Genomic DNA, 23,600 nt, shown 5'->3' on the forward strand with positions numbered 1-23,600 from the left:
GACCCCGAGATGACCGCCACCGCCCCGACCGCCACCGTGCCCCGCGCGCCCGCCGAGCGCATGCCGTGGGCCGCCCTGATGATCCTCGCCGCGATGGGCTTCGTCCTCGTCGCGGCCGAGACGATGCCCGCGGGACTGCTCCCGGTGATCGCCGACGGCATGGGCACGAGCGAGGGCGTCGTCGGCCAATTCGTCAGCGTGTGGGCGCTCGGCACGGTGATCGTCACCGTGCCAGCGATCAGCCTGACCCGCGGGTTCCGGAGGAAGCCGCTGATCCTCGCCGCGATCGCCGGTCTCGTGCTCGCCAACACCGTCACCGCGCTCTCGAGCGACGTGACCCTCTCGCTCGTCTCGCGCTTCGTCGCCGGCGCCTTCACCGGCGTGATCTGGGGCATGCTCGCCGCCTACGGCCGCCGGATCAGCCCCGAGAGCCGCGGCGGACTCTCCCTCGCCGTCGTCTCGACCGGCGCCCCGCTCGGCTTCGCCCTCGGCACCCCGCTCGGCGCGTGGCTGGGCACCGCCTTCGACTGGCGCTGGTCGTTCGGCGGCCTCTCGCTCGCGGCGGTCCTGGTGCTCGTGCTGATCGTCCTGGTCGTCCCCGACGCGCCGGGCCAGGAGGCGTCCTCGCGCCTGCCGCTCGCCCGCATCGTCGCGAAGCCGGGCATCGTGATCGTCCTCGCGGTCATCGCCGTCTGGATGCTCGCCCACAACACGATCTACACCTACATCGCGCCGTACCTGCGCGAGACCGGCTCGGGCCTCGGCGCCGACGTGACACTGCTGGTCTACGGCATCGCCTCGGTCGCCGGAGTCGCGCTCACGGCGCTCCTGATCGACCGCTGGTCGCGCCCGCTGCTGCACGGCAGCGTCGCCGTGTTCGTGCTCGCCGCCGTGCTCCTGCTGCTCGCCGGAGACTCGGGCACCGTGATCGTCGCGGGCGCCGTGCTCTGGGGCGTCGGCTTCGGCGGCGCGTCCGCTCAGCTGCAGGCCGCGCTGACGAAGGCGGGCGGAGCCGACTCCGACGTCGCGAACGCGTTCCTGCCGGTCGCGTTCAACCTCGCGATCTTCGCCGCGGGGATCCTCGGAGCGGTGCTCCTGGGCGCGTTCGACGCGCTGGTGCTGCCGGTGCTGATGGCGGCGCTCGGAGTGCTCGCCCTGCTCCTGACGGTCATCGGCCGCCGCACCGCCTTCACTGGGCGGGTGTGACGCCCGCCGCGCTCAGGCGGCCCGGGAGACCAGCAGGGCGTGCTCGTCGCCGAGTGCGGCGCGCACCTGCGCACCGAGGTGCGCCGCGAACCCGGGGTTCAGGGCGCCGGGCGTCTCGAGCGCGCCGAGCAGGTCGCGGAGGATGGTCAGGGTCTCGGTGGCAGCGTTTTCGGGCACGGCTGCGCCTCATCTCGGGTATGGGGGCGGTCCGGCCGAAGATCCAGGGAGGCCGGTTGAGGGGGAGTTGTCGCGCCCTCGTCGGCGCTTCGGATGCGCCGAGAGGGTGATGCGCGGTCGAGGTCGGGTAACCGGTCACGCGCGATCTAGTTTGATCATCAAGGAACTTACTCGGGCGGACCCCGCTCGGCAAGAGCCCCGGACGAGGGGCGCGAGCCGCGGACCACGATCCCCGCCCGGCCGACTTCCGCACACCTCCGCCATGCGCCGACGCCCAGGCGTAGCGTTGCCGGGGTGATGCGCCCGACGATCCAGACCCTCGGCCAGCTCCGCGCCTCCGGGCACGTGCAGAAGAGCCTCCGCACCGAGATCCGCGACAACCTGCTCGACGCCCTGCGCGAGGGCCGCGACCCGTGGCCGGGGCTGCACGGATTCGCCGACACCGTGATCCCGCAGGTCGAGCGCGCGGTGATCGCCGGCCACGACATCGTGCTGCTGGGCGAGCGCGGCCAGGGCAAGACCCGGCTCCTGCGCACCCTCAACGGCCTCCTCGACGAGTGGTCGCCGGTCATCGCCGGCTCCGAGCTCGGCGAGCACCCCTACGAGCCGATCACCACGGTCAGCATCCGCCGCGCCGAAGAGCTCGGCGACGACCTGCCCGTCGCCTGGCGCTCGCGCGAGGAGCGCTACGTCGAGAAGCTCGCCACTCCCGACACCAGCGTCGCCGACCTCATCGGCGACGTGGACCCGATGAAGGTGGCCGAGGGCCGCAGCCTGGGCGACCCCGAGACCATCCACTTCGGCCTCATCCCGCGCAGCCACCGCGGCATCGTCGCGATCAACGAGCTGCCCGACCTCGCCGAGCGCATCCAGGTCGCGATGCTCAACGTGATGGAGGAGCGCGACATCCAGATCCGCGGCTACGTCCTCCGCCTCCCGCTCGACGTGCTCGTCGTCGCCAGCGCGAACCCCGAGGACTACACGAACCGCGGCCGCATCATCACTCCGCTGAAGGACCGCTTCGGCGCCGAGATCCGCACGCACTACCCGACCGAGCTCGACGACGAGATCGCCGTGATCCGGCAGGAGGCGGACCTCGTCGCGACCGTGCCCGACGCGCTCATCGAGATCCTCGCCCGCTTCACCCGGGCCCTGCGCGAGTCGAGCTCCGTCGACCAGCGCAGCGGAGTGAGCGCCCGCTTCGCCATCGCCGGCGCCGAGACGATCGCCGCGGCCGCGCTGCACCGCGCCACCCGGCGGGGCGAGGCCGAGGCCGTCGCCCGTCCCATCGACCTCGAGACCGCGGTCGACGTGCTCGGCGGCAAGATCGAGTTCGAGTCGGGGGAGGAGGGGCGCGAGGAGGAGATCCTCGAGCACCTGCTGCGCCAGGCCACCGCCGAGACGGTGCGCGCGCACCTGCGCGGCATCGACCTCGGCCCGCTCGTCACCGCCGTCGAGGACGGCGCCATGATCACGACCGGAGAGCAGGTGACCGCGCGCGAGTTCCTCGCCGGCCTCCCGCTGCTGGGCGAGGCCACCGTCTACGAGGATCTGGCCGAGCGCCTGGGCGCGACGAACGAGGGGCAGCGGGCCGGAGCGGTCGAGCTCGCCCTCGAGGGCCTGTACCTCTCGCGGCGCCTGAGCAAGGAGACCGGCGGCGGCGAGGCCGTGTATGGCTGAGCCGGCGCGCCGGACCAACCGCCGCCTGCACCGCGACGCCCGCTACTCCGAGTACCGCGGTGGACCGGATCCGCTGGCCCCGCCCGTCGACCTCGCCGAGGCTCTCGAGGCGATCGGCCAGGACGTCATGGCCGGCACCTCGCCCGAGCGCGCCCTCCGCGAGTTCCTCCGTCGCGGCGGCCGCGACACCTTCGGTCTCGACGACCTGGGGCAGCGCGTCGCCGAGCGCCGGCGCGACCTCGCGCAGAAGCACAACCTCGACGGCACGCTCCGCGAGGTCCGGGAGCTGCTCGACGAGGCGGTCCTCGCTGAGCGCAAGCAGCTCGCCCGCGACACGCGGATGGACGACGGCGACCGGGCGCTCGCCGAGATCCAGCTCGACAGCCTGCCGCCGTCCGCCGCCGCGGCCGTCTCCGAGCTCGGCGACTACGCGTGGCGGAGCCCCGAGGCGCGGGCCGACTTCGAGCGGATCAAGCAGCTCCTCGGCGCCGAGATGCTCGAGCAGCGCTTCGCCGGCATGAAGCAGGCCCTCCAGAACGCGAGCGACGAGGACCGCGCCGCGATCGACGCGATGCTCCGCGACCTCAACGACCTGCTCGAGGCGCACGCCCGCGGCGAGGACACTCCGGAGCAGTTCGCCGCGTTCCTGGCGCAGCACGGCGAGTACTTCCCCGAGAACCCCCGCACCGTCGACGAGCTGATCGACGCCCTCGCCGCCCGAGCGGCCGCGGCGCAGCGGATGCGCAACTCCATGACCCAGGAGCAGCGCGACGAGCTCGACGCCCTCGCGCAGCAGGCCTTCGGCACCCCCGAGCTGATGCAGTCGCTCGGGAAGCTCGACGAGACCCTGCGGGGCCTGCGCCCCGGCGAGGACTGGGGCGGTTCCGAGCGGATGGACGGCGAGGAGGGACTCGGCCTCGGCGACGGCACCGGGGTGTTCCAGGAGCTCGCCGACCTCGACGCGCTGGCCGACCAGCTCGCGCAGTCGCAGAACGGCTCGCAGCTCGACGACCTCGACCTCGACCTGCTCGCCCGGCGCCTCGGCGACGACGCGGCGGTCGACGCGCAGACGCTGAAGCAGCTGGAGCGGGCGCTGCGCGACTCCGGCACCCTGCGCCGCGGCTCCGACGGCTCGCTCGCCCTCAGCCCCAAGGCCATGCGGCAGCTGGGCAAGTCCCTGCTGCGCGACATCGCCGACACGATGTCGGGCCGCCAGGGCGCGCGCGACGTGCGCCGGGCGGGTGCCGCGGGCGAGCGCTCCGGAGCGACGCGCGCCTGGGAGTTCGGCGACACCGAGGCCTGGGACCTCCCGCGCACGATCACCAACACGCTCACCCGCACCGCCGGCGAGGGCCGCTCGACGGCATCCGGCGTGCGCATCGAGATCGGCGACGTCGAGGTGCAGGAGACGGAGGCGCGCACGCAGGCCTGCGTCGCCCTGCTCGTCGACACCTCCTTCTCGATGGCGATGGACGGCCGCTGGGTGCCGATGAAGCGCACCGCCCTCGCCCTGCACACGCTCATCACGAGCCGGTTCCGCGGCGACGAGCTGCAGATGATCGCGTTCGGACGCCAGGCCGAGGTCATGGGCATCGAGCAGCTCGTCGGCCTCGACGCGGAGTGGGAGAAGGGCACGAACCTGCACCACGCCCTGCTGCTGGCCAACCGGCACTTCCGCAAGCACCCGAACGCCCAGCCGGTGCTGCTGATCGTCACCGACGGCGAGCCGACCGCGCACCTCGAGCCCGCCGGCGACGTCTTCTTCGACTACCCGCCCGACGCGATGACCATCGCCGTCTCGGTGCGCGAGCTCGACGCCTCCGTGCGGCTCGGCGCGCACACCACGTTCTTCCGCCTCGGCGACGACCCCGGGCTCGCGCGGTTCCTCGACTCGCTCGCGAGGCGAGCCGGCGGCACGGTCGTGAACCCCGAGGCCGACGACCTGGGGGCGGCGGTCGTGAGCTCGTACCTCGGCTCGCGCGACCGCTCCGACGGCGGGCGCGCCACGGGCGACGAGATGTTCGGCCGCGGCTGGGCCTTCTAGGCGGGCGTCGCAGTCCGCCTCAGAACAGCGGCCACGGCACCGCGGGCACGCCGCCCCGCGGCGCCGGGAACCGGCCGGAGGAGCGCAGCCGGTCGCAGCGCCGCCCCAGCACCTCGATCTCCTCGTCCAGCAGCAGCTCCGACAGCGCCGTGCCGAGCGGCCCGTCCACCGCGCTCCGGAGGCGTCCCAGCGCGTCGATCTCGTCGGCCGTCAGCGGCTCGCCGATCCAGCCCCACAGCACCGTGCGCAGCTTGTGCTCGACGTGGAACGTCAGGCCGTGGTCGACGCCGTAGCGGTGCCCGTCGGGCATGGCGAGCACGTGCCCGCCCTTGCGGTCGGCGTTGTTGACGACCACGTCGAAGACCGCCATCCGCCGCAGCGCCGCCGACTCCTCGTGCACGAGCGAGACGTCGCGGTCCTGCTCGTCGCTGCCGTCGAGCACGTGCCGCCAACCCTCGGCGACCTCCGCCGACGGCACCAGGTCCACCGCGTCCTGCTCGGGGTCGATGTCCTGCCAGAGCTGCACCATGCCGGGGCCGAGCGGCCCGTCGCGGAGCCACGTCCGCGGCACCACGTTCCAGCCCAGCGCCTCGGAGGCGAGGTACGCGGCCGCCTCCCGGCCCGCGAGGTCCCCGTCGGGGAAGTCCCAGAGCGGCTTCTCGCCGGACACGGGCTTGTAGACCACCGACGTGTCGCCGATCCGCGCGAGGAACGTGGCGTTGGAGGCCGTGGTGATCCGCCCGGTGAGCTCGAGCGCACCGCTCATGAGCTCGCCGTCGTCGGTCGGCTCCGCGCCGTCGCTCATGCGAGCGGGCAGTCGTGCCCGTCGGGGTCCATCGGATCGCCGCAGCGCGGGCACAGCGGACGCCCGGCGCCCACGACCTCGAGGGTGCGCTTGGCGAAGGCGCGAGCGGTGCCGACGGGGATCCGCAGCACGACCATCTCCTCGGGCTCCGCCTCCTCGGCCGACTCGTCGGCCTCGGTCAGCGGGAACGCCTCGATCACGATCTGCGCGGTCGTCGGATCCCAGCCGAGGCTGAGCCCGCCGACCCGGAACTCCGGCTCCACCGGCTGGTCGAGCGGCTCGTTGTCGACGAGCTCGGCGGGGGTGCCGGCCGGGACGCTCGCCGGGTTGCCCTCGGCGGCCATCAGCTGGTCGAGGATCTCGTCGATCTTCTCGGCCAGGAGCGCCGACTGCTGCTTCTCGAGTCCGACGCTCACCACGCGGGGCCCGGTGCGGGCCTGGAGGTAGAAGGAGCGCGAACCGGGCGAGCCGACGGTGCCGACGACGATCCGGTCGGGCCAGTCGAACGCGTGGACGAGAGGCATGTCCCCAGTCTAGGAGCCGCTTCCCGCGCCTTGGCTGATCGGGATCCGAGGGCGGGACCTACTCGTGGCCCGCCCCGCCGCCGACCGGCGCATCGGCCGCGGGGGCCGCCGCCGCCCGCAGCCAGCCGAGATCGCCCGCCTCCGTGTTCATCGCGACGACCTCGGGCCGTCCCGCGCCGTAGCGGATGATCGACACCGACGCCGGTCCGACCGACAGCCGCTGGAAGAGGTCGAGGTGCATGCCCAGCGCGTCGGCCAGGATCGCCTTGATCGTGTCGCCGTGGCTGACCGCCGCCCACACCGCACCCGGTCCGTGCCGCTCCGCGACCGCCGCGTCGTGCCTCCGGATCGCCGCGACCGCGCGCGCCTGCATCGCCGCGAGCCCCTCGCCGCCCGGGAACACGACCGCCGAGGGCTGGTTCTGCACCGTCGCCCACAGCGGCTCCTTCGCCAGGTCGAGCAGGTGCCGCCCCGACCACTGCCCGTAGTCGGCCTCGGTGACGCCCTTCTCGACGACGGGCTCCGGAGGCGCCTCCTGGCGGTCGAGGATCGCGCGCGAGGTCTGCCGGCAGCGCTCGAGCGGGCTCGTCACGAGGGCTGCGAGCGGCACCGCAGCGAGGCGCTCGCCGGTGCGGACTGCCTGCGCGCGTCCGACGTCGTCGAGCCGGACCCCGGCGGTGCGGCCGGCCAGGATCCCGGCGGTGTTCGCGGTGGTGCGCCCGTGCCGGACGAGGAGGAGGGTGGGCATGGAGTCAGCGTAGGCGCGCCGGATCCCTCCGGTGCCGGATGCCTCCGGTGCTGGATCCCTCCGGCGGCGGATGCCTCGGGCCGAGTGGCGTGGCTACCGTGGAACGAGCGGCCGCCCACCGCGGCCCGCGGTTCGCACCGAAGGGACTCTCATGGACGGGACGAACGGGATCACTCCCGGCGACGACGCGACCGACGGGCCCGCCGCCGCCCCCTCCTGGGCCGCCCCGGACGCGTCGGGCCGCTCCGGCGAGATCGCCCTGCGGATCCGCGGCCTCCGCAAGCGCTTCGGTGACAAGGAGGCGGTCAAGGGCATCGACCTCGACGTGCCCGCCGGCTCCTTCTTCGGCCTGGTCGGCCCGAACGGCGCGGGCAAGACGACGACGCTCTCGATGGCGACCGCGCTGCTGCGTCCCGACGAGGGCGTGGTCACGATCCACGAGGTCGACGTCTGGACGCGGACGCTCGAGGCCAAGCGCCTGATCGGCGTGCTGGCCGACGGAGTGAAACTGTTCGACCGCCTCACCGGACTCCAGCTCATCACCTACTACGGCCTGCTCTGCGGCATCGACCGCCCCACGGTCCTGCAGCGCGCCGACGACCTGCTCGAGCTGCTCGGCCTGGATCCGGCCGATCGCACCCTCGTCGTCGACTACTCCGCAGGCATGACCAAGAAGATCGCGCTCGCCTGCGCGCTCGTGCGCGCCCCGCGACTCCTGGTGCTCGACGAGCCGTTCGAGTCGGTCGACCCGGTGTCGGCGGCGAACATCCGCGACATCCTCACCGGCTTCGTCGCCTCCGGAGGCACGGTCATCGTCTCGAGCCACTCGATGGACCTGGTCGAGCGGATGTGCGACCGCGTCGCCGTCATCGCCGACGGTCGCGTCCTCGCGGCGGGCACGCTCGCCGAGGTGCGCGCCGGCTCGAGCCTCGAGGAGCGCTTCGTCGAGCTCGTCGGCGGCCGCACCCACCAGGAGGGACCGGCATGGTTGCGCATCTCCTGAGGCTGCGACTGCTCCTGCTGCGCAACGCGCTCACGCGCAACGTGTGGCAGCTGATCGGGGTGATCTTCGGCGGCCTGTACGCGGTCTTCGTCCTCGGCCTGGTCGTCGTCGGCCTCGTCGCGCTCGGCGGCACCGATCCCGCGCTCGTGAACGCCGCGATCGTGCTCGGCGGCTCCGTGCTGCTGCTGGGCTGGGTGCTGGGCCCGATCTTCGTGTCGGGCTCGGATCAGAGCCTCGACCTCTCGACGCTCGCCACCTTCCCGATCCCACTGAAGACCCTGATGCTGGGCCTCGCCGCGGCGGGCCTCGCCGGCATCCCCGGCATCGTCACCACCCTCGGCGCCCTCGCGACCGCGGCCGCCTGGTGGAGCGCTCCGATCGGCGTCCTGCCCGCGCTCGTCTGCGCCGCGATCGGAGTCGCCACCTGCGTCGTGGCGTCGCGCCTGATCGGCGCCCTCACCACGGGCCTCGGCTCGAGCCGCCGCTACCGCGAGGTGATCGGCGGCGTGGTGCTCGTCGTCATGATCCTGCTCGGGCCCCTGCTCATCGGAGTGATGAACGTGGTCCGCGACGGCATCGACGTGCTGCCCGTGGTCGCCTCGGCCCTGGGCTGGTCGCCGCTCGGCGCGATCTGGGCGGTCCCGGGCTCGATCGTCGCGGGGGAGTGGCTCGCCGCGCTCGCCCGCTTCGCGATCGGGGTCGCCACCCTCGCGGTCGTCGTGTGGGCCTGGTCGCGCGCGCTGCGCCGCGCCCTGCGCGAGCCCGCCGCCTCCGCGTCCGGCACCGCCTCCGGATCGGCCGGCATCGGCCTGTTCGGCCGCTTCCCCGGCACCCCGACCGGGGCGATCGCCGCCCGCGCCCTCGGCTACTGGTGGCGCGACCCGCGCTACAGCCGCGGCCTGCTCGTCGTGCCCGCGATCGTCGTCCTCACGGTCTTCTACGGCGCGATCGGCGGCGGAGGAAGCACCATCGCCATCTTCTCGGCCGTCTTCATCGGCCTGATCTTCGGAGTGACCCTCTGCGCCGACGTCTCCTACGACGGCACCGCGTGGGCCGCGCACGTCAGCGCCGGAGTGACGGGGGCGGCCGACCGCGCCGGCCGCGTCATCGCCGCCGCGATCGTGGGCGTCCCCGCCGTGGTGATCGTCGCCGTCGGCACGTGCGTCTACGCGGGGCGACCGGAGGCGATCCCCGCGATCCTGGGACTCTCGCTCGCCCTCGTGCTGAGCGGCTTCGGAGTGTCGAGCATCGCCTCCGCGCTGGTCGTCTACCCCGTGCCCGCGCCGGGCGACAGCCCGCTCAAGACGCCGCCCGGCTCGGGCATGATCTCGAGCGTCGTGATGCTCGCCAGCATGGGCGCGACCGCGGTGCTCTCGCTCCCGTCGATCGTCGTCGGAGCGATCGCGCTCGTCGGCGACGACGTCGCGCTCGGACTCGTGTCGCTGGCGCTCGCCGTCGTCGTCGGCGGCCTCCTCGCCGTGCTCGGCATCCGCCTCGGCGGCCGCCTCGTCGACCGCCGCGCCCCGGAGCTCTTCGCCACCCTGGTGACGGTCGGCTGACGCGCCGCCACGCCCCGCCGACTCCTCGAAAGTCGTCGTACTCGAGCTCGAGTACGACAACTCCTGCGCACTCGACGTCGTCGCCGACGCTCGGGCCCGTCCATCCTCCAGAAGTTGCGGGAAGCGCGCGCCGTCACCGCAACTCCTGCGGAAGCAGGGCGGCGCAGAGGCGCCCGCCCCTCCCACCCCGCCGACTCCTCGGAAGTCGTCGTACTCGAGCTCCACTACGACAACTCCTGCGCACTCGACATCGTCGTCCGACCTCGGGCCCGTCGATCCGCCAGAAGTTGCGGGAAGCGTGCGCCGTTACCGCAACTCCTGCGGAACGGCGAGCCCGCGCCGCCCCTCGCCCGCCGCGGCAGGATGGACGGATGCGCAGCGTCGAACTCCTGCTCGACCACGAGTCCGAGGCGCGCGTCCGCGGCCAGTGGGAGGCGCTCGAGGCCGCCGGCGTCCCGAGCCTCGCCCTGCACCGCTCCGACAGCAACCGCCCCCACATCACGCTCGTCGCCGGCCCCGAGCTGCCCTGCCCGGCGACCGGCGCCCTCGGCCCGCTCCCCGCGGCCGTCGACCTCGGCGCCGTCCTCCTCTTCCCGCACGCGGGCCGCTTCGTGCTCGCCTGGGGCGTCGTCCGCTCGCCGACCCTCGACGCGCTGCACCGACGCACGGTCGCCGCGGTCCCGGGAGGCGTCCCCACGTCGCTCCCGGAGTCGTGGACACCGCACGTGAGCGTCTCGCGCCGCCTCCGCGCCGAGCAGCTCGCCGAGGCCGTCCCGCTGCTGGGCGAGCCGTTCACGGTCGGCCTCGCAGGCGCGCGCTTCTGGGACGGCGACACGAAGACCGTCACCGAGCTCTGACTCCTCCCCAGCCGCGCCTTCCGAGAGCTCTCCCCAGCCTCCGTCGGACCCGGAGCGCCGTCGGAGGCGGCGGGTAGAGTTCCCCGGGTGACAGAGACCACCGCGACCGCCCTCCCGCTCGCCGAGCAGCCCGGTTCTCAGACGCCCGCGCAGGCGATCCTCGAGAAGGTCTTCGGCTACTCCTCGTTCCGCGGCGAGCAGGAGCAGATCGTCGAGCAGGTCATCGGAGGCGGCGACGCCGTCGTCCTGATGCCCACCGGCGGCGGCAAGTCGCTCTGCTACCAGATCCCGTCGATCGTCCGCGAAGGCACCGGAGTGGTCGTCTCGCCCCTCATCGCCCTCATGCAGGACCAGGTCGACGCCCTGCGCGCCAACGGCGTCCGCGCCGAGTTCCTCAACTCCACCCAGGACCCGGGTGAGCGCGCCCGCGTCGAGCGCGCGTACCTCGACGGCGAGCTCGACCTGCTCTACGTCGCCCCCGAGCGCCTCGGCAACGAGGGCATGAAGCAGTTCCTGGCCCGCGGCCGCATCGCCCTCTTCGCCATCGACGAGGCGCACTGCGTGAGCCAGTGGGGCCACGACTTCCGGCCCGACTACCTCGCCCTCGGCGAGCTGGCCGAGCGCTGGCCCGACGTCCCGCGCATCGCGCTCACCGCCACGGCCACCGAGGCGACGCACCGCGAGATCACCACGCGGCTGCACATGGGCGAGGCCCGGCACTTCGTCTCGAGCTTCGACCGGCCCAACATCCAGTACCGGATCGTCAACAAGGTCGAGCCCCGCAAGCAGCTGATCGACTTCCTCCGCCGCGAGCACGCCGACGACGCCGGCATCGTCTACGCCCTGTCGCGCAAGAGCGTCGAAGCCACGGCAGAGGCCCTGCGCGGCGCCGGCTTCGACGCCGTGGCGTACCACGCCGGTCTCGACGCCCGCGTCCGCGCCGCCGCGCAGTCGCGCTTCCTCCGCGAGGAGGGAGTGATCGTCTGCGCCACCATCGCGTTCGGCATGGGCATCGACAAGCCCGATGTCCGCTTCGTCGCGCACATCGACCTGCCCAAGTCGGTCGAGGGCTACTACCAGGAGACGGGCCGCGCCGGCCGCGACGGCCTCCCGTCCACCGCGTGGCTCGCCTACGGCCTGCAGGACGTCGTGCAGCAGCGCCGCATGATCGACGAGTCGCCCGGCGACCTCGCCCACCGCCGCCGGATGTCCGCGCACCTCGACGCGATGCTCGCGCTGTCCGAGACGGTGCAGTGCCGCCGCGTGAACCTGCTCGCCTACTTCGGCCAGGAGAGCACGGCCTGCGGCAACTGCGACACCTGCCTCGAGCCGCCCGCCTCGTGGGACGGCACGGTCGCCGCGCAGAAGTTCCTCTCGACCGTCGTCCGGCTCAAGCGCGAGCGCAACCAGCAGTTCGGCGCCGGCCACGTCATCGACATCCTCCGCGGCAAGACCACCCCGCGCACCACCCAGCACGGTCACGACGCGCTGTCGACCTGGGGCATCGGCGCCGACCTGAGCGACACCCAGTGGCGCGGAGTCGCGCGCCAGCTGCTCGCGCAGGGCCTGCTGGGGGTGAACGACGACGGCTTCGGCACGCTCGTCATCACTCCGGCGTCCGGCTCCGTCCTCGGCGGCGAGCGCAAGGTCGAGCTGCGCCAGGAGCCCGAGAAGCCCGCCCGCTCGAGCGGATCCTCGCGCTCCGGTCGCTCCACCGTGTCCGACCTGCCGACCGAGGCGCAGCCGCTGTTCGAGCGCCTCCGCGAGTGGCGTGCCGCGCAGGCCCGCGCCCAGTCGGTGCCCGCGTACATCGTCTTCAACGACGCCACCCTCCGCGAGATCGCGACCGCCGAGCCCGCCACGATCGACGCGCTCAGCATCATCGGCGGCGTCGGCCAGAAGAAGCTCCTCACCTACGGAGCCGCGGTGCTCGCCGTCGTCGCCGGCGAGACCCCCGAGATCGCCGAGCCCGACACGAACCAGGAGGAATCGGCTCCCCGACGCCCCGCGCGCTTGGGTGCCGCCCGCTCCGGTGGTGCCGCGGCGAAGGGCGCACGCCCCGCGTTCGGCGGCGGCTCGTCCGAGCGCGCCTCGGGCCCGCCGGTCTCCTCCGCCCCGCCCGAGGACGACTGGGTGCCGCCGGACGAGCCCGACTGGGAGCCGGGCTGGGACAGCTACTGAGCGACGGTCAGTCCGTGCTGACCGTCACCATCCAGATGCCGATCACGGTGGCGGCGAACGACAGCACCGTCCCGGCGATCGGCACCCAGAACGCGATCCTCCGCCGCAGCAGCAGCACGATCGACGCGACGACCGCGGCGAGCATCCCGATCCACACCCCGCCCGCCGCGATCAGGACGCCCCAGTTGAGCAGCGTGAAGTCGCAATCGTCGCGGCCCATGCAGCCGTCGCTCGCCATGCCCGAGAATGCGCCGACGTAGGTCAGCAGCAGCGTCACGCAGACCTCGGCCAGGAGCAGCGCGATCGTGAGGACGAGGTCCCACACCCGAATCGGGCGCCGGGGACCCGGAGCAGGCGGAGACGGAGGCTGCCCGCTCACGTGCCCGTCCCGGCCATCGCCATCCCCGCGCCGACGATCGTCGCGACGAACGAGAGCACCGTGCCCGCGATCGGCACCCAGAACGTGATCCTCCGCTGGATCAGCAGCACGATCGACACCACCAGTGCCACGAGCATCCCGATCCACACGCCGCCCGCGGCGACGAGGACTCCGCCGCCGATCAGCCCCGAGTCGCAGTCGTTCCCGCCCATGCAGGCGTCGCTCGCCATCGCGAGGAACAGCCCGAAGTACGACAGCAGCGCGGTCAGCACGAACTCGCCCGCCAGCAGCACGATCGTGAGCACCAGATCCCAGACCCGCACCGGCCGCCGGGCGCGCGCAGCAGTCCAGGGCGTGCCCGGTCCCGCCGGGCGCTGATCGACGACCGCGGCGGGCGCGGGGCGCTCCGGTTCGCGGCGCGGCGGCGGGGGCGGAGGAAGCGGCGGCTCGCTCATACCGCGAGCCTACTCACGGGCCCGCAGCACGCGGCCGACGCCCCGCCTGGCCGCTTCCGACAACGCGCCGCCGCCTCCGCCCGTCCCTGTTTGTCGGCCCGCGACGGAACCTTTCCGCCTTCCGCGAGAGCGACCTACCGTGCAGTGACCGCCTCCTGATCCACGACGCTTCGGGGGAGCGACCGGGCCCACCGCTCCGGTCGCACGCGGCCGGTCGAAGGGATCCTCCACTCATGGTCACCACTGCTCCCCGCCCCCGCTCCGCCGCGGACGCCGCCGAGAAGGCCGCGACCGGCACGTCCCGCCGGCGCCGCTCCCGCGCCGGGGCCATCGCGCCCACTCCTCCGATCGACGCGCTCGGAACCGAGGTCGACGCCCGCCTCGACGAGGACGGTTCGCCCTCCGTCGACGTCGCCGCCCTCGGCGAGCTGCTGCTGGGCGAGTGGAAGGAGCAGCGCCTCGCGTCCCGCGCGCTGACCGCTCGCCCCGAGCTCCACGGCGAGGCCGGCCTCCCCATGGCCGAGCACCGCGCGCGGGTGACGCAGCAGATGCGCCTCCTCGCCGCCGAGAAGGGCGTGCTGCGCGCGTTCCCGGCCGACCTCGGCGGAGGCGCCGATCACGGCGGCAACATCGCCGGCTTCGAGGAGCTGGTCACCGCCGACCCGTCGCTGCAGATCAAGTCCGGCGTGCAGTGGGGCCTCTTCGGTGCGGCCGTCCTGCACCTCGGCACCCGCGAGCACCACGAGAAGTGGCTGCCGGGCATCATGAACCTCGAGATCCCGGGCGCGTTCGCGATGACCGAGACGGGTCACGGCTCCGACGTCGCCTCGATCGCGACCAGCGCGACCTTCGACGAGCAGACCGGCGACTTCGTGCTCAACACCCCATTCCGCGCGGCGTGGAAGGACTACCTCGGCAACGCCGCGATCGACGGCCGCGCCGCCGTCGTCTTCGCCCAGCTCGTCACCCGCGGGGTCGGCCACGGCGTCCACGCGTTCTTCGTGCCCCTGCGCGACGAGACCGGTGCGTTCCTCCCCGGGATCGGCGGAGAGGACGACGGCCTGAAGGGCGGTCTGAACGGCATCGACAACGGCCGCCTGCACTTCGACCACGTCCGCGTGCCCCGTGAGAACCTGCTGAACCGCTACGGTTCCGTCACCGCCGACGGCACCTACTCCTCGCCCATCGCGAGCCCCGGCCGACGCTTCTTCACCATGCTCGGCACCCTCGTGCAGGGCCGAGTCTCGCTCGACGGAGCCGCCGTCGCCGCCTCCCGCATCGCCCTGGCGATCGCCGTGACCTACGGCGACCAGCGCCGGCAGTTCACCGGGGGAGGGGAGCGCGAGGAGGTGCTCCTCGACTACCAGCGCCACCAGCGCCGGCTGCTCCCGCGCCTCGCCACGACCTACGCGGCCGGATTCGCGCACGACACGCTCCTGCGCGCGTTCGACGACGTCTTCTCGGGCGCGAACGACACCGACGAGTCGCGCCAGGACCTCGAGACCCTCGCCGCCGGCCTCAAGGCGCTCTCCACTTGGCACGCCCTCGACACCCTCCAGGAGGCGCGCGAGACCTGCGGAGGAGCGGGCTTCCTCGCCGAGAACCGGCTCACGCAGCTGCGCGCCGACCTCGACGTCTACGTCACCTTCGAGGGTGACAACACCGTGCTCCTGCAGCTCGTCGCGAAGCGACTGCTGACCGACGTCGGGCGCCGCTTCAAGGACGCCCAGCCCACCGAGCTGGCGCGCTACGCCGTCGGGCAGGTGGCGGAGGCGACCGTCGACACCTCGCGGCTCCGCCGTCTCGCGCAGGTCGTCTCGGACCGCGGATCCACCGCCCGCTCCGTCGGTCAGCTCCGCGAGGACCAGCGCGAGCTGCTCACCGGCCGCGTCGAGACCATGGTCTCGGGCATCGCGTCGCGGCTCCGATCGGCGTCGAAGCTCCCGGCCGACGATGCGGCCCGCCTGTTCAACGCTCACCAGGACCAGCTGATCGAGGCGGCTCGCGCGCACGCCCAGCTGCTCCAGTGGGAGGCGTTCACCGACGCGCTGTCCCGGATCGAGGACGAGGGCACCCGCACCGTCCTGACGTGGCTCCGCGACCTGTTCGGCCTCGGCCTGATCGAGGAGCACCTCGACTGGTACCTGCTGCACGGCCGGCTCTCGTCGCAGCGCGCCGTCGCGGTGACCTCCTACATCGACCGGCTGCTGGCCCGCCTCCGCCCGCACGCCGGCGCCCTCGTCGCGGCGTTCGGGTACGGCCCCGAGCACCTGCGCGCGGCGATCGCGACCGGTGCCGAGCAGACGCGGCAGGAGGAGGCGCGCGCCTGGTACGAGGCGGCCCGCGCCGACGGCACCCTCCCGCGTCCCGAGAAGGCGCCGCGGCACTGAGCGCGGGGCGGGCTCGGGGCCCCGGACTCAGTGCCGCAGGTACGCCTGCGCTGCGTCGCGCTCGGCCCGCAGCTCCAGCACCGACTCGTCGATCTTGCGCCGCGAGTACTCGTCGATCTCGAGCCCCTCGACGATCCGCCACTCGCCGTCGACCGAGCGGACCGGGAACGACGAGATCAGCCCCTCCTCCACTCCGTAGGACCCGTCCGACTCGACGGCGGCCGACGTCCAGTCGGTCCCCGTCACCCAGTCGTGAACGTGGTCGATCGCGGCGGATGCGGCCGAGGCCGCCGAGGACGCGCCGCGCACCTCGATGATCTCGGCGCCGCGCTTCGCGACGCGCGGCTCGAACTCGTCGTGCAGCCACGCGGAGTCGACCAGCTCGGTCACCGGACGCCCGTCGACGCTCGCGTGCGTGGCGTCCGGGTACTGCGAGGCGGAGTGGTTGCCCCAGATCGCGACGCCCGCGACCGAGCCGACCGGCGCATCCAGCTTCGCGGCCAGCTGCGCCACTGCGCGGTTGTGGTCGAGCCGGGTCATCGCGGTGAAGCGGCCGTGCGGGATGTCCGGGGCGCTCGCCCGGGCGATCCAGGCGTTCGTGTTGGCCGGGTTGCCGACCACCAGCACCCGGATGTCGTCGGCGGCGTGCGCATTCAGCGCGGCGCCCTGCGGTCCGAAGATCCCCGCGTTCGCCGCGAGCAGGTCGGCCCGCTCCATCCCCGCCGAGCGCGGGCGGGCGCCGACCAGCAACGCGACGTTCGCACCGTCGAAGGCCGCGGCGGCGTCGTCCGTCACCTCGATCCCGTCCAGGAGCGGGAAGGCCCCGTCCTGCAGCTCGAGGGCCGTCCCGGCGGCGGCGCGCAGCCCGGCCGGGATCTCGAGGAGGTTCAGCCGCACGGGCACGTCCGGCCCGAGCATCTGACCCGAGGCGATGCGGAACAGCAGGGCGTAGCCGATGGCGCCCCCCGCTCCCGTGACCGTGACCTTCACCGGCGTGCGCTGCGTGCTCATGCCGCCGAGCGTAGGCGCGGGTCCTGCGTGCGCGGTAGGAGTCAGCGGGCGGACACCTCCTGCAGCACCGCGAGCACCCGCCGCGCCGGGGCGTGCGCGAGCGCGTCGGGCCGGGCGAGCACGTCCACGTGACGGACGAGCGCCACTCCGTCCACCGGCCGCAGCACCATGCCGTCGACGGCGAGCGCCGCCGCCGTGACCCGGGGCATGACCGCGATCGCGGCGCCGGTGCGGACCACCTCGGCGGCGACGAAGAACTCGTTGATCCGGTGCTCGATGCGCGGGGCCCGCCCCGCCAGCGCGCCGAGGTGGTCGAGCACACCCGCCAGGGGGAAGCCCTCGTGCGTCGAGATCCAGCGTTCGTCGCGGAGCTGCTCGGGCCGGATGCTCGACTGCGCGGCGAGCGGGTGCGCGGCGTGCAGGGCGATGTCGAGCGGTTCGACGAGCAGCGGAGTGACGACGAGGCGCGCGGTCGGCCAGTCCGGATCGTGGGCGAGGCGGTGCGCGATCACGAGGTCGTGATCGGCGGTCAGCCCGGCGAAGCGGTCCTGGGCGACGTCGGCGTCGGCGAGCGCGACCCGCTGGCCCTCGCCCAGGGCGCGCAGGAGCGGACCGAAGAGCGTGAGCCCGGCGCTGTGGAACGCCGAGACGCGCACGGGCCGGTCGTCCTGCTCGAGGAACGAGCCGACGGCCGCGCGGGCCTCGGCGAGCGCCTCCTCGACGCGGGCACCCGCAACGGCCAGCGCCTCGCCTGCCTCGGTCAGCACGAGCCGGCGGCCGCTGCGCACGGTCAGCGGCACCGGGATCCCGGCCTGCAGGGCGCCGAGCTGCTGCGACACGGCCGAGGCGCTGACGTGCAGCGCCGCGGCGACGGCGGCGACGCTCCCGCGGTCGCCGAGCTCGCGGAGGAGACGGAGTCGTGCCGGATCCATGAGCGTTCCCTTCATCGTCGATCAAGATGATGCCCGTTGTTCTTCATCGTCCAGGCCTCGACAGTAGCCCCATGCCGTCACGCCGCTCCGCCGACACCGTTGCCGATCTGCTCCTGCTCGGCGTCGCCGCGGTCTGGGGAGCGAGCTTCCTCGCAGCGAAGGACCTGGCCGCCGAGACCGGTGTGCCCGCGGCCGTCGGCCTCCGCTTCCTCGTCGCCGCGGCGGCGACCGGTCTGCTCTGCGTCGCGCGCCGCGAGCGGCTCCCTCGCGGCCGGGGACTCGCGATCGCCGCGCTGCTGGGCTGCTCGCAGGCCGCGGTGATCGGCCTCGAGACCTGGGGAGTGCACCTCACCTCCGCCACCAACGCGGGCCTGCTGATCAGCCTCGCGCTGGTGATGACCCCGGTGCTCGAGGGCCTCGCGTCCCGCTCCTGGCTCCCGCGCTCGTTCTTCGTCGCCGCGGTCGCGGCCGTGGTCGGAGTGGCGCTGCTCGTCTCGGACGGCGGCCTCCGTGCGCCCGCCCCGGGTGATGCGCTGGTGATCGCCGCCGCGGTGGTCCGCGCCGTCCACGTCACGGCGAGCGGGCACCTGACCAGGGGGCGCTCCGACGGCACGCTCGGCGTGGTGCTCGTGCAGATGCTCGTCTGCGCCGTCGCGTTCTCGCTCATCGCCGGCCCCTCCCTCCCGGCCGCGGCAGCCGCTCTCGACGCGGCGGACTGGGGGAACGTGCTCTTCCTGGGTCTGCTCTGCTCGGTCTTCGCCTTCGTCGTGCAGCTCTGGGCGGTGCGGCGCACCTCCGCGTCGCGGGCGAGCATCCTGATGGGGACCGAGCCGGTCTGGGCGCTGCTGGTCGGCACGGTACTCGCGGGCGAGGCGATCGGGCCTCTCGGTGCCCTCGGCGCCGCCCTGATCGTGGCCGCCGCCTACGCCGGTCAGGCGATCGAGCGGAGGCACCGCCGCGCCCGGTCGATCCCGCACCGCGCCGCCGAGATCGCCGAACGCGCCACTGCGACTCCGTAGAGTGCCGATCATGCGCACCCTCTACCCCGAGATCGAGCCCTACGAATCGGGCATGCTCGACGTCGGCGACGGCCACTCCGTCTACTGGGAGGTCTCGGGCAACCCTGACGGCAAGCCCGTCGTGTTCCTGCACGGCGGCCCCGGCGCCGGCACCTCGCCCGCCCACCGCCGCCTCTTCGATCCCGCGAAGTACCGCATCGTCCTCGTCGACCAGCGGATGTGCGGACGCTCGACCCCGCACGCGAGCGAGCCCGGTGCGGACCTCTCGACGAACACCACCTGGTACCTCGTCGGCGACATCGAGCGCCTGCGCGAGCACCTCGGCATCGACACCTGGCTCGTCCTCGGCGGCTCCTGGGGCTCGACCCTCGCCCTCGCGTACGCCGAGACGCACCCGGATCGGGTCAGCGAGATCGTCCTCCGCGGAATCTTCACCCTGCGCCGCGCCGAGCTCGAGTGGTTCTACGAGGGCGGCGCGGCGGCCGTCTACCCCGACCTCTGGGAGTCCTACACCGCGGTCGTCCCAGCCTCCGAGCGCGGCAGTTTCATCGAGGCGTACTATCGCCTCCTGCACGACGAGGACCCGGCCGTGCACGGCCCGGCCGGCGTCGCCTGGACCACCTGGGAGGCGTCGACCATCTCGCTCCTGCAGAAGCCCGAGATGATCGAGGCCTGGTCCGATCCCGCCTTCGCGCTCGCCTTCGCGCGGATCGAGAACCACTTCTTCGTGCACAAGGGCTGGTTCGAGGAGGGGCAGCTGATCCGCGACGCGGAGGTGCTGCGCCGCATCCCCGCGGTCATCGTCCAGGGCCGCTACGACATGTGCACCCCCGCGTTCACCGCCTGGGACCTGCACCGCGTGTGGCCCGAGGCCGACTTCCACCTCATCGCCGACGCCGGCCACGCGTTCGACGAGCCGGGCATCCTGGACGCGCTCATCGAGGCGACCGACCGTTTCGCGGAGTGAGCCGAGGGGGCCGGCGGCCGGGTCTATCCTGAGCGGATGCGCCCGGACGCCGCCTCGGAGATGGACAGCTGGCCCACGGGCCGGCTGCTGTCGACGGCGTCCCGGATGGTCGAGCACGCCTGGCACGGCGCGCTCGCCGAGATCGGCCTGACCCACGCGGGCCTCATCGTCCTCCACCTGCTGCAGGAGGGTCCCGTGGCGCAGAAGGCGCTCGCCGCGTCGGCCCACGTCGAGGTGCAGACCATGTCGCGCACCATCGAGCGGCTCGAGCGCGAGGGTCACGTGGAGCGCAGGAGCGACCCCGCCGACCGCCGCCGCCAGCTCGTCTCGCTGACCGCGAAGGGCACCGAGGCGTGGCAGCGCGCGCACCGGCTCGAGGTCGACATGTTCCCGGGCAGCCTCGAGCACGGGCCTCTGCGCGACGCGCTGCTCGAGATCATCCGCGCCACGAGCGAGTCGCGCTGGGGCTGAGCCGCCCCTCCGCAAGCCCCGGCGGCGGGCGGCGCCGGAGCACTACCGTGACCGCATGACCTTCAACGACGACTCCCAGCTCAGCGGCGGCAAGGTCCGCCGGCGCGGACGCACCACGGGCATCGCCGTCGGCGGCGGCGCGGGCGTCGTCGTCGTGCTCGCGCTGCTGTCGCAGCTGCTCGGCGTGGATCTCTCGGGGCTCGGCGGTCTGGTCGGCGGGGGCGGCACGTCGCCCGAGCAGATCACCAGCACCGCGGTCGCCTGCGACAGCGGCGCCGACGCCAACGCCGAGGTCGACTGCCGCCTCGAGGGTGCCGCCGAGTCGCTCGACCGCTACTGGGGCACCGCGACCGGCACGATCGGCGCGACCTACACGACTCCGGGCGGTGTCATCGTCTTCGACACCGAGACGAGCACCGGATGCGGCGGCGCGACGGCGGCCGTCGGACCGTTCTACTGCCCGCCGGACCAGACGATCTACCTCGACACCGAGTTCTTCGACGAGCTGCGGACCCGGTTCGACACCTCGGGCGGATCGCTCGCGCAGATGTACATCCTCGCCCACGAGTGGGGCCACCACATCCAGAACCTGACCGGCGCGATGGAGTCGGCCGACCGCTCCGGCACCGGCCCCGACTCCGACTCGGTGCGCCTCGAGCTGCAGGCCGACTGCTTCGCCGGCGCGTGGGTCGGCGACGCCTCGACGGTGCCCGACGAGACGGGCACGCCCTACCTCAAGCCGGTCACCGCGCAGGAGTACCAGGACGCCCTGGGCGCGGCGGCGGCCGTCGGCGACGACCGGATCCAGGAGCAGGCGACCGGCACGGTCGACCCCGAGGGCTGGACCCACGGCTCGGCCGAGCAGCGCCAGCGCTGGTTCGAGGCCGGCTTCGAGGGCGACGCCGTCGACTGCGACACCTTCGCCGTCCCGGGCGCCCAGCTCTGACCCCTGCCCTGCGGCCGGATCTCGGTTCGCGTCCTGCGGCCGCTACTCGATCAGCGAGCCTCCTGCTGGTCGAGTAGCCGCGCAGCGGCGTCTCGCGACCTCCAGCAGCCGCGCCCCTCAGGAGACCGAGTCCGCCGGCTCCTCCATGAACCACTCCGTGAACGAGCACGCCCGCCCGTCCGGGGCGAAGCGGATGATCCACAGGTTCAGGTACGTCTCCGCCCCCGGGTACACGGTCCGCCCCTGCACCACGGCCGTCTCGTCCGTCAGCGCGACGAGACCCCACGCGAAGGTCGGCTCGGCCGGCTCCGACTCCGCTCGCCACCACTCCACGATCGCGTCGCGCGGAGTGATCGCGTCGCGGTGCGGGGCCGTGAAGTACTCGGCGTCCTCGGTGAAGAGCGCGGCGATGTCGGCGGGGTCGTCGCTCGCCCACGCCGTCTCGTAGCCGGCGATCCAGTTCTCGATGTCGATCATGCGCACATCCTCGTCCCGCCCGCCGCGCACGGGAAGGGGACGCCGACCGCTGCGCAGAACGTCTGCTGAGATGGGGGTCTGTCGCCTGTCAGGCGACATCCCTTCCTCTCAGCTCAGGTTCTGCGGCGGAACCCCGTCGCCCTCCTCCTCGAGCAGCCGCACGATCTGCAGCTCGCGGAGTCGCGTCGTGGTCTGCAGCGTCTCGCGGGCGGCGATCGCGAGGCGGCACAGCAGCACCACGAGGACCACGGCGAGCACCGCGCCCACCACCACGACGACGATGTACAGCGAGAAGAAGACGGTGCCCGGCAGAGTGGTCATCGCTCCACGGTAGGCGGGCCGGCGTCCGGATCCCTCCCCCTCCCGACGGAGTGCGGCCGGTCCGACGTCAGGCGAATGCGCCCCGGTAGGCCCGCGCCGGATGCGTCGACGGCAGCTCGTCGGTGCCGAACAGCTTCCGCCGCAGCGTGCCCTCCGCGTACTCCGTCTGCGCGAGGCCGCGCTCCTGCAGCACCGGCATCACCCGGTCGACGAACTCCTCGTAGCTCCCCGGCAGGATCCAGTTCACGACGTTGATCCCGTCGATGCCGGAGTCGCGCCACTCGCCCAAGTGGTCGGCGATCTGCTCCGGAGTGCCGACCACGCGGCCGCGGAGCTTCGCCGACAGCCGCGCGAGATCGCGCACCGTCGGCTCGCGGTCGGGCGAGGCGTCGCGGATCCACTGCAGGTGGCTCTGGCCGGCGTAGGTCTCGATCGCCGACAGGGGCAAGTCCGGGTCGAGCTTCTCACCCGTCTTCGGATCGAAGCCGAGGTTCGAGTGCAGGAGGAACGCGTCCGACGACAGGTACTCGTCGATCTCGCGCTCGGCCCGGCGGGCCTCCTCCTCCGTGTCGCCCGTGATGAACGACAGACCGAGGTAGAAAGCCGGCACGTCGGCCTCGCGCCCCGCCTCCGCGGCGAGACGGCGGGTGTCGGCGATCAGCTCGCGGGTCTTCTCGGGCGACCCCGAGAAGACGAACTGCGCCTCCGCGTTGCGCGCGGCGAAGCGCCGACCGGCAGGGGAGGAGCCGGCCTGGAACAGCACGGGCGTGCGCTGCGGCGACGGAGCCGACAGGTGCGGGCCCTGCACGCGGTAGCGCTTCCCGACGTGGTCGATGCGGTGGATGTGGGACGCGTCGGCGAACGCGCCCGACTTGTCGCGGAGCAGCGCGCCGTCGTCCCACGACCCCTCCCACAGCTTGTAGACGACGTCGAGGTACTCCTGTGCCCACGCGTAGCGCTCGTCGTGCTCCTCGAGCCGGTCGTAGCCGAAGTTGCGCGCGGCGCCGTCGAGCGCGCTCGTGACGATGTTCCAGCCGATCCGCCCCTTCGAGAGGTGGTCGAGGGTCGAGACCTTCCGCGCGAAGTCGAACGGATGCGACTGCAGCACCGAGCTGGTGAAGGCGAAGCCGAGGTGCTCGGTGCTCACCGCGAGGGCCGAGAGCAGCACCGACGGATCGTTGCTCGGCAGCTGCAGCCCCTCGCGGGCGTTGACCTCCCAGTCGCCGTCCGCCGGGCCGTAGAGTCCGGCGACGTCGGCGAAGAACATCGCGTCGAACCGTCCGCGCTCCAGCGTCCGGGCGAGGTCGATCCACAGCTGCACGTCGTCGAACTCGTGCTGCCGCGCCTCCGGATGCCGCCACAGCCCGTGCTGGATGTGGGAGGCGGTGTTCATGACGAACGCGCAGTAGCGCAGCGGACGCGGCTCGGAGCTCATCGCTCCAGGCTAG

23 protein-coding genes are annotated in these 23,600 nt (G+C 73.3%); 12 read left to right on the forward strand and 11 right to left on the reverse strand.

Annotated features, from left to right (window positions below; genetic code table 11):
• The first annotated feature begins 9 nt into the window (after positions 1-9).
• The gene (locus ASF48_RS08435) at positions 10-1,206 is read left to right on the forward strand and encodes an MFS transporter (RefSeq protein ID WP_055789749.1); all 1,197 of its coding nucleotides are present in this window, start codon (positions 10-12) and stop codon (positions 1,204-1,206) included.
• Between the two features lie 12 nt (positions 1,207-1,218).
• Here the strand turns inward: ASF48_RS08435 and ASF48_RS19375 are convergent, their stop codons facing one another.
• Positions 1,219-1,383 carry a hypothetical protein gene (locus tag ASF48_RS19375; protein WP_157602582.1) on the reverse strand — a complete coding sequence of 55 codons (165 nt, stop codon included), beginning with the start codon at positions 1,381-1,383 and terminating at the stop codon, positions 1,219-1,221.
• Positions 1,384-1,680: 297 nt separating this feature from the next.
• Between ASF48_RS19375 and ASF48_RS08440 the strand changes: the two genes are divergently transcribed.
• Both ASF48_RS08440 and ASF48_RS08445 read left to right on the forward strand, forming a co-directional pair.
• Positions 1,681-3,063, forward strand: a complete 1,383-nt coding sequence (locus ASF48_RS08440) for a hypothetical protein (RefSeq protein ID WP_055789752.1) — start codon at positions 1,681-1,683, stop codon at positions 3,061-3,063.
• Positions 3,056-5,107 carry a vWA domain-containing protein gene (locus tag ASF48_RS08445; protein ID WP_055789755.1) on the forward strand — a complete coding sequence of 684 codons (2,052 nt, stop codon included), beginning with the start codon at positions 3,056-3,058 and terminating at the stop codon, positions 5,105-5,107. Before ASF48_RS08440 ends, ASF48_RS08445 begins: the two co-directional genes overlap by 8 nt.
• Positions 5,108-5,126: 19 nt before the next feature.
• Here ASF48_RS08445 and ASF48_RS08450 read toward each other — a convergent pair whose 3' ends face one another.
• From ASF48_RS08450 to ASF48_RS08460, 3 genes are read right to left on the reverse strand one after another with little or no spacing between them, the layout of a single operon-like run.
• Positions 5,127-5,912 (reverse strand): SCO1664 family protein, encoded by a 786-nt coding sequence (locus tag ASF48_RS08450; RefSeq protein ID WP_055789757.1) that lies wholly within the window; start codon positions 5,910-5,912, stop codon positions 5,127-5,129.
• Positions 5,909-6,436: a DUF3090 domain-containing protein gene (locus tag ASF48_RS08455; RefSeq protein ID WP_055789760.1), complete on the reverse strand. Its 528-nt coding sequence runs from the start codon at positions 6,434-6,436 to the stop codon at positions 5,909-5,911. The genes ASF48_RS08450 and ASF48_RS08455 overlap by 4 nt, the downstream gene beginning before the upstream one ends.
• Positions 6,437-6,494: 58 nt before the next feature.
• Complete coding sequence (locus tag ASF48_RS08460; RefSeq protein WP_055789764.1) at positions 6,495-7,184, reverse strand: MSMEG_4193 family putative phosphomutase; 690 nt, start codon at positions 7,182-7,184, stop codon at positions 6,495-6,497.
• A 151-nt stretch (positions 7,185-7,335) separates the two neighbouring features.
• Here ASF48_RS08460 and ASF48_RS08465 point away from each other — a divergent pair, with 151 nt between their 5' ends.
• The 4 genes from ASF48_RS08465 (at position 7,336) to recQ (ending at position 12,784) form a co-directional block, all read left to right on the forward strand.
• Entirely contained in the window at positions 7,336-8,187 is an 852-nt protein-coding gene (locus ASF48_RS08465; RefSeq protein ID WP_082481142.1) for an ABC transporter ATP-binding protein, read from the forward strand.
• The gene (locus ASF48_RS08470; RefSeq protein ID WP_055789767.1) at positions 8,169-9,746 is read left to right on the forward strand and encodes a hypothetical protein; all 1,578 of its coding nucleotides are present in this window, start codon (positions 8,169-8,171) and stop codon (positions 9,744-9,746) included. Before ASF48_RS08465 ends, ASF48_RS08470 begins: the two co-directional genes overlap by 19 nt.
• Before the next feature lie 371 nt (positions 9,747-10,117).
• A complete protein-coding gene (locus tag ASF48_RS08475) occupies positions 10,118-10,603 on the forward strand; it encodes a 2'-5' RNA ligase family protein (RefSeq protein WP_055789769.1) in 486 nt (161 codons plus the stop codon).
• A gap of 87 nt (positions 10,604-10,690) precedes the next feature.
• Positions 10,691-12,784 carry a DNA helicase RecQ gene (recQ, locus tag ASF48_RS08480; RefSeq protein WP_055789772.1) on the forward strand — a complete coding sequence of 698 codons (2,094 nt, stop codon included), beginning with the start codon at positions 10,691-10,693 and terminating at the stop codon, positions 12,782-12,784.
• 7 nt (positions 12,785-12,791) lie between these two features.
• Here recQ and ASF48_RS08485 read toward each other — a convergent pair whose 3' ends face one another.
• Both ASF48_RS08485 and ASF48_RS08490 read right to left on the reverse strand, forming a co-directional pair.
• On the reverse strand, positions 12,792-13,163 hold the full coding sequence (locus ASF48_RS08485) for a DUF6264 family protein (protein WP_442965562.1): 372 nt from the start codon (positions 13,161-13,163) through the stop codon (positions 12,792-12,794).
• Positions 13,160-13,618 carry a DUF6264 family protein gene (locus ASF48_RS08490; protein WP_157603110.1) on the reverse strand — a complete coding sequence of 153 codons (459 nt, stop codon included), beginning with the start codon at positions 13,616-13,618 and terminating at the stop codon, positions 13,160-13,162. The genes ASF48_RS08485 and ASF48_RS08490 overlap by 4 nt, the downstream gene beginning before the upstream one ends.
• Before the next feature lie 233 nt (positions 13,619-13,851).
• On the opposite strand from ASF48_RS08490, the gene ASF48_RS08495 reads away from it, so the two are divergent.
• Positions 13,852-16,008: an acyl-CoA dehydrogenase family protein gene (locus ASF48_RS08495; protein ID WP_082481143.1), complete on the forward strand. Its 2,157-nt coding sequence runs from the start codon at positions 13,852-13,854 to the stop codon at positions 16,006-16,008.
• A gap of 27 nt (positions 16,009-16,035) precedes the next feature.
• Here the strand turns inward: ASF48_RS08495 and ASF48_RS08500 are convergent, their stop codons facing one another.
• Positions 16,036-17,019 carry a malate dehydrogenase gene (locus tag ASF48_RS08500; RefSeq protein ID WP_200930998.1) on the reverse strand — a complete coding sequence of 328 codons (984 nt, stop codon included), beginning with the start codon at positions 17,017-17,019 and terminating at the stop codon, positions 16,036-16,038.
• A gap of 41 nt (positions 17,020-17,060) precedes the next feature.
• On the reverse strand, positions 17,061-17,951 hold the full coding sequence (locus tag ASF48_RS08505; RefSeq protein ID WP_055791399.1) for a LysR family transcriptional regulator: 891 nt from the start codon (positions 17,949-17,951) through the stop codon (positions 17,061-17,063).
• 71 nt (positions 17,952-18,022) lie between these two features.
• Between ASF48_RS08505 and ASF48_RS08510 the strand changes: the two genes are divergently transcribed.
• Genes ASF48_RS08510 through ypfJ form a run of 4 tightly spaced genes read left to right on the forward strand, consistent with a single transcriptional unit; the run spans position 18,023 to position 21,354 of the window.
• The gene (locus ASF48_RS08510; protein WP_055789781.1) at positions 18,023-18,970 is read left to right on the forward strand and encodes a DMT family transporter; all 948 of its coding nucleotides are present in this window, start codon (positions 18,023-18,025) and stop codon (positions 18,968-18,970) included.
• Between the two features lie 10 nt (positions 18,971-18,980).
• Positions 18,981-19,937: a prolyl aminopeptidase gene (gene pip, locus ASF48_RS08515; protein ID WP_055791403.1), complete on the forward strand. Its 957-nt coding sequence runs from the start codon at positions 18,981-18,983 to the stop codon at positions 19,935-19,937.
• Positions 19,938-19,973: 36 nt separating this feature from the next.
• Entirely contained in the window at positions 19,974-20,408 is a 435-nt protein-coding gene (locus tag ASF48_RS08520) for a MarR family winged helix-turn-helix transcriptional regulator (protein WP_055789784.1), read from the forward strand.
• A gap of 55 nt (positions 20,409-20,463) precedes the next feature.
• A complete protein-coding gene (gene ypfJ / locus ASF48_RS08525) occupies positions 20,464-21,354 on the forward strand; it encodes a KPN_02809 family neutral zinc metallopeptidase (RefSeq protein ID WP_055789787.1) in 891 nt (296 codons plus the stop codon).
• A gap of 117 nt (positions 21,355-21,471) precedes the next feature.
• Here the strand turns inward: ypfJ and ASF48_RS08530 are convergent, their stop codons facing one another.
• The 3 genes from ASF48_RS08530 to ASF48_RS08540 form a co-directional block, all read right to left on the reverse strand.
• Positions 21,472-21,831, reverse strand: a complete 360-nt coding sequence (locus tag ASF48_RS08530) for a nuclear transport factor 2 family protein (protein WP_055789789.1) — start codon at positions 21,829-21,831, stop codon at positions 21,472-21,474.
• Between the two features lie 108 nt (positions 21,832-21,939).
• The gene (locus tag ASF48_RS08535) at positions 21,940-22,152 is read right to left on the reverse strand and encodes a hypothetical protein (RefSeq protein WP_055789792.1); all 213 of its coding nucleotides are present in this window, start codon (positions 22,150-22,152) and stop codon (positions 21,940-21,942) included.
• A 67-nt stretch (positions 22,153-22,219) separates the two neighbouring features.
• Positions 22,220-23,587, reverse strand: coding sequence for an LLM class flavin-dependent oxidoreductase (locus ASF48_RS08540; RefSeq protein ID WP_055789794.1), 1,368 nt, complete (start codon positions 23,585-23,587; stop codon positions 22,220-22,222).
• Positions 23,588-23,600 lie beyond the last annotated feature (13 nt).

This window comes from Rathayibacter sp. Leaf299 (assembly GCF_001423055.1).
Taxonomy (GTDB): Bacteria; Actinomycetota; Actinomycetes; order Actinomycetales; family Microbacteriaceae; genus Rathayibacter; species Rathayibacter caricis.

Bases quoted from the DNA above. Each gene is read 5' to 3' on its own strand.
- ASF48_RS08435 (WP_055789749.1), top strand. From the start codon at position 10: ATGACCGCCACCGCCCCGACCGCCACCGTGCCCCGCGCGCCCGCCGAG.
- ASF48_RS08440 (WP_055789752.1), top strand. From the start codon at position 1,681: ATGCGCCCGACGATCCAGACCCTCGGCCAGCTCCGCGCCTCCGGGCAC.
- ASF48_RS08445 (WP_055789755.1), top strand. From the start codon at position 3,056: ATGGCTGAGCCGGCGCGCCGGACCAACCGCCGCCTGCACCGCGACGCC.
- ASF48_RS08450 (WP_055789757.1), bottom strand. From the start codon at position 5,912: ATGAGCGACGGCGCGGAGCCGACCGACGACGGCGAGCTCATGAGCGGT.
- ASF48_RS08455 (WP_055789760.1), bottom strand. From the start codon at position 6,436: ATGCCTCTCGTCCACGCGTTCGACTGGCCCGACCGGATCGTCGTCGGC.
- ASF48_RS08460 (WP_055789764.1), bottom strand. From the start codon at position 7,184: ATGCCCACCCTCCTCCTCGTCCGGCACGGGCGCACCACCGCGAACACC.
- ASF48_RS08465 (WP_082481142.1), top strand. From the start codon at position 7,336: ATGGACGGGACGAACGGGATCACTCCCGGCGACGACGCGACCGACGGG.
- ASF48_RS08470 (WP_055789767.1), top strand. From the start codon at position 8,169: ATGGTTGCGCATCTCCTGAGGCTGCGACTGCTCCTGCTGCGCAACGCG.
- ASF48_RS08475 (WP_055789769.1), top strand. From the start codon at position 10,118: ATGCGCAGCGTCGAACTCCTGCTCGACCACGAGTCCGAGGCGCGCGTC.
- ASF48_RS08490 (WP_157603110.1), bottom strand. From the start codon at position 13,618: ATGAGCGAGCCGCCGCTTCCTCCGCCCCCGCCGCCGCGCCGCGAACCG.
- ASF48_RS08495 (WP_082481143.1), top strand. From the start codon at position 13,852: ATGGTCACCACTGCTCCCCGCCCCCGCTCCGCCGCGGACGCCGCCGAG.
- ASF48_RS08500 (WP_200930998.1), bottom strand. From the start codon at position 17,019: ATGAGCACGCAGCGCACGCCGGTGAAGGTCACGGTCACGGGAGCGGGG.
- ASF48_RS08505 (WP_055791399.1), bottom strand. From the start codon at position 17,951: ATGGATCCGGCACGACTCCGTCTCCTCCGCGAGCTCGGCGACCGCGGG.
- ASF48_RS08510 (WP_055789781.1), top strand. From the start codon at position 18,023: ATGCCGTCACGCCGCTCCGCCGACACCGTTGCCGATCTGCTCCTGCTC.
- pip (WP_055791403.1), top strand. From the start codon at position 18,981: ATGCGCACCCTCTACCCCGAGATCGAGCCCTACGAATCGGGCATGCTC.
- ASF48_RS08520 (WP_055789784.1), top strand. From the start codon at position 19,974: ATGCGCCCGGACGCCGCCTCGGAGATGGACAGCTGGCCCACGGGCCGG.
- ypfJ (WP_055789787.1), top strand. From the start codon at position 20,464: ATGACCTTCAACGACGACTCCCAGCTCAGCGGCGGCAAGGTCCGCCGG.
- ASF48_RS08530 (WP_055789789.1), bottom strand. From the start codon at position 21,831: ATGATCGACATCGAGAACTGGATCGCCGGCTACGAGACGGCGTGGGCG.
- ASF48_RS08535 (WP_055789792.1), bottom strand. From the start codon at position 22,152: ATGACCACTCTGCCGGGCACCGTCTTCTTCTCGCTGTACATCGTCGTC.
- ASF48_RS08540 (WP_055789794.1), bottom strand. From the start codon at position 23,587: ATGAGCTCCGAGCCGCGTCCGCTGCGCTACTGCGCGTTCGTCATGAAC.